The organism is Methylobacterium persicinum (assembly GCF_022179525.1).
Lineage (GTDB): Bacteria > Pseudomonadota > Alphaproteobacteria > Rhizobiales > Beijerinckiaceae > Methylobacterium > Methylobacterium persicinum.
In genome coordinates, this window is sequence record NZ_BPQX01000062.1 from 1 (window position 1) to 8039 (window position 8039).

Annotated in this window: 7 protein-coding genes; 1 reads left to right on the forward strand and 6 read right to left on the reverse strand. The window is 68.1% G+C overall.

What is annotated here, in order from left to right; all coding sequences use genetic code 11:
- The 6 genes from MFF22_RS22265 to MFF22_RS22290 form a co-directional block, all read right to left on the reverse strand.
- A partial coding sequence (locus tag MFF22_RS22265; RefSeq protein ID WP_238252816.1) for a SpoVR family protein occupies positions 1–798 on the reverse strand: 798 nt, incomplete at its 3' end.
- Positions 799–999: 201 nt separating this feature from the next.
- Positions 1000–2295 (reverse strand): YeaH/YhbH family protein, encoded by a 1296-nt coding sequence (locus MFF22_RS22270; RefSeq protein ID WP_238252818.1) that lies wholly within the window; start codon positions 2293–2295, stop codon positions 1000–1002.
- Between the two features lie 97 nt (positions 2296–2392).
- Positions 2393–4345, reverse strand: a complete 1953-nt coding sequence (locus MFF22_RS22275; protein WP_238252819.1) for a PrkA family serine protein kinase — start codon at positions 4343–4345, stop codon at positions 2393–2395.
- 229 nt (positions 4346–4574) lie between these two features.
- On the reverse strand, positions 4575–5096 hold the full coding sequence (locus tag MFF22_RS22280; protein WP_306424696.1) for an Ig-like domain-containing protein: 522 nt from the start codon (positions 5094–5096) through the stop codon (positions 4575–4577).
- Between the two features lie 80 nt (positions 5097–5176).
- The gene (locus tag MFF22_RS22285; RefSeq protein WP_238252820.1) at positions 5177–5596 is read right to left on the reverse strand and encodes a hypothetical protein; all 420 of its coding nucleotides are present in this window, start codon (positions 5594–5596) and stop codon (positions 5177–5179) included.
- Positions 5597–5699: 103 nt separating this feature from the next.
- On the reverse strand, positions 5700–6209 hold the full coding sequence (locus MFF22_RS22290; RefSeq protein ID WP_238252821.1) for a MerR family transcriptional regulator: 510 nt from the start codon (positions 6207–6209) through the stop codon (positions 5700–5702).
- Positions 6210–6416: 207 nt separating this feature from the next.
- Here MFF22_RS22290 and MFF22_RS22295 point away from each other — a divergent pair, with 207 nt between their 5' ends.
- Entirely contained in the window at positions 6417–7859 is a 1443-nt protein-coding gene (locus tag MFF22_RS22295; RefSeq protein ID WP_238252822.1) for a polysaccharide biosynthesis C-terminal domain-containing protein, read from the forward strand.
- Positions 7860–8039 lie beyond the last annotated feature (180 nt).

Consider the following 8039-nt stretch of genomic DNA (forward strand, 5'->3'; position numbering starts at 1 on the left):
CTCCCGCTGCCAGGGGCGCAGGCGCGGCGCGACCTTCTCCAGAAAGTAGAGGATGTTCTCCTGGGGAAGTTCCAGCAGGGCCCGGCGGCGCTCGGCGGCCATATCGGAGGGGGCGGCGCCCGGCTTGTTCGGCAGGGTGCGCCACAGGTCGTTGTAGATCTGCTCGCCATGCTCGACCCGCTCCCGCTCCCGGCGCTGCTCGGAGGCGAGGTCGGGCCGCTTCTTGCGCGGGTAGCGGTGGACGCCCTGGCTCATCAGGGCGTGGGCGGCGTCGAGCACCTGCTCCACCGCCTGGTGGCCGTAGCGCTCCTCGCAGCGGGCGATGAAGCCCTTGGCGAAGTCGAGATAGTCGAGGATGCCCTCGGCGTCGGTCCACTGCCGGAACAGATAGTTGTTCTTGAAGAAGTGGTTATGGCCGAAGGCGGCATGCGCGATGACGAGCGTCTGCATCGTCGCCGTGTTCTCCTCCATCACGTAGGAGATGCACGGGTCGGAGTTGATGACGATCTCGTAGGCGAGCCCCATCAGGCCCCGGCGATAGCCGGATTCATGTTGGGCGAAGTGCTTGCCGAAGGACCAGTGCTTGTAGAACAGCGGCATGCCGATGGAGGCATAGGCGTCCAGCATCTGCTCGGCGGTGATGATCTCGATCTGGTTCGGGTACCACGACAGCCCGAGTTTCTTCGCCTCCGCCTCGCAGGCATCGTGGATGCGGCGGATGGTGTCGAAATCCCAGTCGTTCCCCGTGAACAGGGGTTTGTCGGCGCGGACGATTCTTGGGGGTGCGAGGCGTGTCATGGCATCTCCCGGAGGATCGCGCGGATGTTCCCACGAGGGGAACCGGGCCGTCTCGGACGACCGACCGTCATTGCGAGCGGAGCGAAGCAATCCAGGGATCCGCTACGCCTTGAAACGTCCCGCCGCCCTGGATTGCTTCGCTCCGCTCGCAAAGACGCGGGGCAGGCGGCGCAGGTCCTGGAGCGAGCCATGCCCATCGGCTCACGCCTCCGCCTTGTCCTTGCGGCTGAACAGCTCGCGGAACACGGGGTAGATCTCCCGGCGGTGGTTGACCTTGCGCATGGCGATGGGCCCGCCGGCCTTGGCGATGGCCTCGTAGGTCCGCCACAGGGTGGTGCGGTGCTCCACGAAACCCGCCCGCGGCCCGTTCTCGTCGCCCACTTCCAGATAGGCGAAGTGCTGGCAGGCCGGCAGGATGTCGGCCCGCAGCAGGTCCGTCGCCGTCGGGCCGTCGCTCGACACGTTATCGCCGTCGGAGGCTTGGGCCGCGTAGATGTTCCAATCGTTCGGGTCGTAGCGCTCGGCGATCACCCGCTTCATCTCGATCAGCGCGGAGGAGACCAGCGTGCCGCCGGTCTCCCGGGAGCCGAAGAAGGTCTCTTCATCCACCTCGGTCGCCCGGTCGGTGTGGCGGATGAAGACGATCTCGACGTGCCGGTAGCGCCGAGTCAGGAAGATATGGAGCAGGATGTAGAACCGCTTGGCGAGGTCCTTCATGTGCTCGGTCATCGAGCCCGACACGTCCATCAGGCAGAACATCACCGCCTGCGCGATGGGGCGCGGGTAGGGCTCGAACCGGCGGAAGCGCAGGTCGATCGGATCGACATAGGGGATGCGCTTGGACCGCTCCCGCAGCAGCGTCAGGGACTGTTCCAGGTCGGCCCGGGCCGGGTCGCCCTCGCGCAGGGCCGCGATGCGCTTTTCCAGCGCCTCGACCTCGTCGGGCTTCGGCCGCTTGAGGGCGATCCGCCGGGACATGGAGTTCCGCAGCGTCCGGGTCAGGGCGAGGTTGGCGGGCGAGCCGGTGATGGTGTAGCCGGCCCGGCGCATCCCCTCGGTCTCGACCACCGACAGGCGCCGCTTGGCGAGGTCGGGCAGTTCGAGGTCCTCCAGGAAGAGCTCCAGGAACTCGTCCCGGGTGAGGACGAACTGGAACGCGTCCTCGCTGTTCTCGCCCCCGTCGCCGCCCTCGCCTGAGCCTCCGCCGCTCCCGCCGCCGCCCGGCGGGCGGTCGATCGTGTCGCCCTCCACGTAGGTCTTGTTGCCGGGCAGGATATGGTCGTGCCGGCCGCTGCCGGGCTGGCGGCTGAAGCGCGGCTCACGCACCCCATCCACCGGCACGGTGACGCGCCCGTCCTTGCCGAGGTTCTTGATGTCGTTCTCCCGGGCGGACTCGCGCACCGCCCGCTGCGCCACGTCCTTGACGCGGCGCAGGAAGCGCTGACGGTTGGGGAGGCTCTTGCCCCCGGGATTGAGGCGTCGGTCGACGATGTGCATCAGGTGCTCAAACCCTCGCCCGCGTGTCCGGCCGACTTGAAGTCTCGCCGGCCGATCGTCCGAAACTGTGGCGGCTGAGGGTTGGGGAACCCGCCCGTCAGCCCGCCTGCTTCACCCGCATGTACCATTCCACCAGACGGCGGACCTGCCGCTCGGTGTAGCCGCGGGACACCATGCGCTCGACGAACTCGCCGTGCTTCTTCTCGGTGTCGCCGTCCTTCTTGGAGCCGAAGGAGATGACCGGGAGCAGTTCCTCCACCTGGGAGAACATGCGCCGTTCGATCACTTCCCGCAGCTTCTCGTAGCTGGTCCAGCTCGGGTTGCGCCCGCCATGCTGCGCCCGGGAGCGCAGGGCGAACTTCACCACCTCGTTGCGGAAGTCCTTCGGGTTGGCGATGCCGGCCGGCTTCTCGATCTTGGTCAGCTCCTGGTTCAGGAGTTCCCGGTTCATGAGCTGGCCGGTCTCGGCGTCCTTGAAGTCCTGGTCCTCGATCCAGGCGTCGGCATAGTCGATATACCGGTCGAACAGGTTCTGGCCGTAATCGTGGTACGATTCGAGGTAGGCTTTCTGGATCTCGTGGCCGATGAACTCGGCGTAGCGCGGCGCGAGTTCGGTCTTGATGAACTCCAGATACTTCTTCTCGGTCTCCGGCGGGAGCTGCTCCCGGCGGAGCGACTGCTCGAGCACGTACATGAGGTGCACGGGGTCGGCGGACACCTCGGTCGTGTCGTGGTTGAAGGTCGCAGCCAGCACCTTGAAGGCGAAGCGGGTCGAGATCCCGTCCATGCCCTCGTCCACGCCGGCCGAGTCCTTGTACTCCTGCATCGAGCGGGCGCGGGGATCGACCTCGCGCAGGCTCTCGCCGTCATAGACCCGCATCTTGGAGAACAGGTTCGAGTTGGCGTGCTCCCGCAGGCGGGACAGAACCGCGAACCGGGCCAGCATCTCCAGGGTGCCCGGCGCGCAGGCGGCGTCGGACAGTTCGGAGCTGGAGATCAGCTTGTCATAGATCTTCTGCTCCTCCGTCACCCGGAGGCAGTAGGGCACCTTGATGACGTAGATGCGGTCGATGAAGGCTTCGTTGTTCTTGTTGGTCTTGAAGGTCTGCCACTCGGCCTCGTTCGAGTGGGCGAGGATCACACCGGTGAACGGGATCGCGCCGATATTCTCGGTGCCGACATAGTTGCCCTCCTGCGTCGCGGTGAGCAGCGGGTGGAGCATCTTGATCGGCGCCTTGAACATCTCGACGAATTCCAGGACGCCCTGGTTCGCCCGGTTGAGGCCGCCGGAATAGGAGTAGGCGTCCGGATCCGCCTGGGAGAGGGTTTCCAGGCGGCGGATGTCGACCTTGCCGACGAGGCTGGAGATGTCCTGGTTGTTCTCGTCGCCCGGCTCGGTCTTGGCGATGCCGATCTGCCGCAGGCGCGACGGGCGCACCTTGATGACCGTGAAGCGCGAGATGTCGCCGCCAAACTCGTCCAGGCGCTTCAGGGCCCAGGGGCTCATCAGGCCGGTGAGGCGGCGGCGCGGGATGCCGTAGCGGCGCTGGATCTCCTCGCCCATCACCTCCGGGTCGAACAGCCCGAGCGGGCTCTCGAAGACGGGGGAGACCTCGTTGCCGGCCTTGAGCACGTAGATCGGATGGACCTCCATCAGCAGCTTCAGCCGCTCGGCGAGGGAGGACTTGCCGCCGCCCACCGGCCCGAGCAGGTAGAGGATCTGCTTGCGTTCCTCCAACCCCTGCGCCGCGTGGCGGAAGAACGAGACGATCCGCTCGATCGTCTCTTCCATCCCATAGAATTCCCGGAAGGCCGGATAGGTCCGGATCGTCCGGTTCATGAAGATGCGGCCCAGCCGCGAATCCTTAGCAGTATCGACGAATTCCGGCTCGCCGATCGCCGCCAGGATGCGCTCCGCCGCGGAGGCGTACATCAGGGGCTCGTCGCGGCAGGCTTCAAGATATTCGGAGAGGCTCATCTCCGTGTCGCGGCGTGCTTCATAGCCGCGGGCGAAGCTCTGGAAGAGGTCGTTCGTCGCTTGCATAGGCATTCGCGTCACCCTCTCAGACCTGGACAGCTTCATCCTGTCCCGCCTCGGATGCAACCGACAGGCCCGCCATTTGTCGCAGCGCGGTGAAGACGCTGCAATCACGTTGATTGCGTGCAACACCCGGTGGAACGAGTACCACACTCGTCAAATGACGGAGTGGTAATCTTCCAGTGGGCATTGCAGCCGGCGCCGAAAAACGATGCATTGAGCGAATTCGACTGCCTCGCTCTTAGAGGTCAGTGCCTTCTTTCTTGGCATCGGACGACGGCTTGGCGTTGGCGCCGCCGACGGTGATCTTGATCGTCTGGGTCTGCACCTGGCCGTCGGAAGACTTGACCTCGAAAGTCACCTCGTCCTGTCCGCTATAGCCTGCATTGGCTTGGTAGAAGAGAGCCTGGACAGCGGCTTCCTTGTTCGGGCACCGGTAGCTGGCCGGGGTCTTCAGCTTGCCGACCTTGGTGATCACAGAGCCGTTCTTGGGGGCACCGGACACCTTGAACTCGGGCATCGGTCCGGGGCTGCAATCCTTCTTGAGGTTCGGGGCGATCTCAAGCCGCACCGTCTGGCCTGCGGCGACCGTCTTGGAGCGGGTCACGGTGGTCTGTGCCAGGGCAGGACCGGCGAGAAGGAGGGCGCCGGCAAAGGCGGCGAGGCGGCGACCGGGGAGGGCGGAAACGATCGTCACGGGGCAGGTCTCCAGGGCGCGGACCGGGATGTCGCGGGAGCGGTCATCCGCCCGCATCTTAGGCATGTGGTGACGTGGAGGGCAGGCGTCGAGGGGGCCGCCCCATCCTGAAAAGAGGTTGGCGCGCGGCGATCCGGCGGCAGCGGCTAATCCTGCAGGGCCGCCGCCACGATGCCGGTGACCCGGGCGATCTGGGCCGCCGAGAACTCGCCGCTCAGGGCGGCGGCGAGGCGCTCCTCGACCCGCGCCCGCTCTCCGGCATCGGCGATCGGCGAGGCCGGGATGTCGTCCTCCTTCAGGCGGCAGACCCGGCGGATCGTCTCCGCGGCCCGCAGGAGGTTCTCGCGGTCGGCGGGGCCCATGTCCCAGAGGGGGTTGCGCAGGCGTGCGATGACCCGGCGGGCGTCCCGGTAGCGGGGATCGACCGCCGTGGCGGCCTCGACCTGACTCACGAGGGTGATCAGTTCGAGCACTTCCGAGGCCGCATCCGGGCATGCGCGGACGATCCGCAGGATGCGGGCCATCAGCTCCTGGCTCGGAGACAACTTATGATGAGCGGCGGACATGCGGGCGACAACGCCGCTGCCGCTGCAAAGTTCGGACCGCACGGCCGCCGATTCCACCGGTCGATTCGCCCGGGGCCGCAAATGCTTGCCAAGGCTCGGCCGTTCACTCCGGCGGCTGGCGCAGGGCGTCGAGGATCGCGCGGCAGGCCCGAAGTTCCTCCAGGGCATCCTCCAGCGCCGCCTGATCGATGGAGGGCAGCGCCGCGCTCGCCGGATCGTAGGGGGCAAGCCCGTCCGTCCCGGGATCCTGCCCCGATTCCAGGTCCTGGAGCGGGGGAGGGGCCGCCACGGCCTCGCCCCGGCCCACGGCTTGGACGAAGCGGATGCCGTTCTCCTTGATGATCCGCTGGGCGCCCTTGATCGTGTAGCGGCGGACATGGAGCAGGTGCCGGATGCCGGCGACGAGATCGACATCCTCCGGCCGGTAGTAACGGCGCCCGCCGGCCCGCTTCAGGGGGCGGATCTGGCCGAAGCGCGTCTCCCAGAAGCGCAGGACGTGCTGCGGCACGTCGAGGGCTTCGGCCACCTCGCTGATGGTGCGGAAGGCGCCGGCACTCTTCTCCCGCGCCTCGGGTGTGTCGTCGGGGGCGGCGCTGGCGAGGGCTGGCGGCATCGTGATTCGGCATGCATCCGGGGGGCGTCGTCGATCTTGCCGCCGCCGGGCCCTTCGCTCAAGCCTGGATCGCGCAGCCATCGCCGTTGCCCGGGGTTAATGATGCGATCCCGTCCCGCTCCCGCCCCGAAGGCGCCCGATTAGGGGATTCTTACGCCACCGCCGGTAGCGTCGCCGGGCCCCGACGCGTCGCACGAGACTTTCGCCTTGGCCGTCATCGCCGCCTTCGTCATCAATGCGGGGCTGAACTTCGTCCTCGGTCTGCTGATCGCCAAGCTCCTCGGCCCGGCCGATTTCGGCCGCTTCGCCCTGGCGACCACCGGCGCCATCGTCCTCAACACCGTGCTGTTCGAGTGGCTGCGCCTGTCGGCGACGCGCTTCTATTCGGGCCGGGTGCGGGTAGACGAGCCCTGGATCCGCCACGGCCTCGACCGGGCCTATCTCCGTCTCGGCATCCTGCTCGCCGCCGCCGCCGCCATCTGCGGCGGGTTCGGCTTCGGCGAGGGGGCCGACGGGCGGGAGGCGGTGCTGTGCGGCACCGGGCTCGCGGCGCTCGGCATCGGCGTGTTCGACTATCACGCCGCTCTGGCCCGGGCCCGATTCGACGGGAAGTTGTATCTCGGTCTCGTGGCCGTGAAGAACGTGCTGGCCTTCGTGATGATGGCGGGGGCCGCGTGGTTCCTGCCGCAGCCGGCCTGGGTCCTGGCGGCGGCGGGCTTGAGCCAGTTCCTCGCGGTCGTGATCCTGCGTCATCCCCTCCGCGACCCAGTCTCGTCCTTCGAGCGGGGGCGGCTTCCGGCCACCTGGGGCGTCTTCGCCCGCTACGGCCTTCCCCTCATCGCCGCCAACGCGGCCTATCAGCTCCTGTCCTTCGTGAATCGCGGCGCGGTGGCGGGCCACGCGGGCTTCACCGAGGCCGGGTATTTCGCCCTGGCCGCCGACGTGACCTCCCGGGTCCTCACGACCCTGGGCACGGCCCTCGACCTCCTCCTGTTCCAGATCGCCGTCCATGCCGAGGAGCATCACGGCCGGGCGGCGGCGGAGGCCCAGGTGGCCCGGAACGCCGCCACGGTCTTCGCCCTGCTCGCCCCATGCGCGGTCGGGTTCTGGGCGGTCCTGCCGGCGCTCCAGGGCCTCGTGGTGCCGGAGGCCTACCGGGGGCCGTTCGAGACCTACAGCATCGCGCTGATGCCGGGCCTCTTCTGCCTCGCGATGATGTTCTACGCGGTGAACCCCGCCTTCCAGATCCGCCGCCGCACGGTTCCGGTGATCGCCGCAGCCCTGGTCGGGCTCGGGCTCAACGGGATCGGGCTCGTCGTGCTGCCGCCCGTCTTCGGGGGGATCGGCGTCGCCCTGGCGCAGACCCTCGGCCTCGCCGGGGCCTGCCTGTGGTTGGGCTGGCGGGCGCTGACCGGTTCGGACCGGCTGGTGCTTCCCTGGGGTCAGATCGGCTTGGCGGCGCTCGCCTGCGCCGCGATGGGCCTCGCCCTGGCGCCGTTCCGGGGCCTGCCGCCCGCCATGGCCCTGGCCGTGCTGGTGCCGCTGGGGATGGGGCTCTACGGGGCGCTCGTCTGGGCCTTCGACATCGCCGGCCTGCGCGAGCAGGTCATGGCCCGGTTGCGGCCGGCTCAGGCGGTGGCGGCGGAATGACAGCGCCACTCCCGCTCCGCGCGGAATGGTTGCAAGACTGGTTGCTGAGCGGCGGTCCCACCCTCTCCCCTCATCCTGAGGTGCGGCGAAGCCGCCTCGAAGGAGGGCTCCAGAGGGCTCCGCGATCCCTGGAGCCCTCCTTCGAGGCCCGCTGACGCGAGCACCTCAGGATGAGGCCTT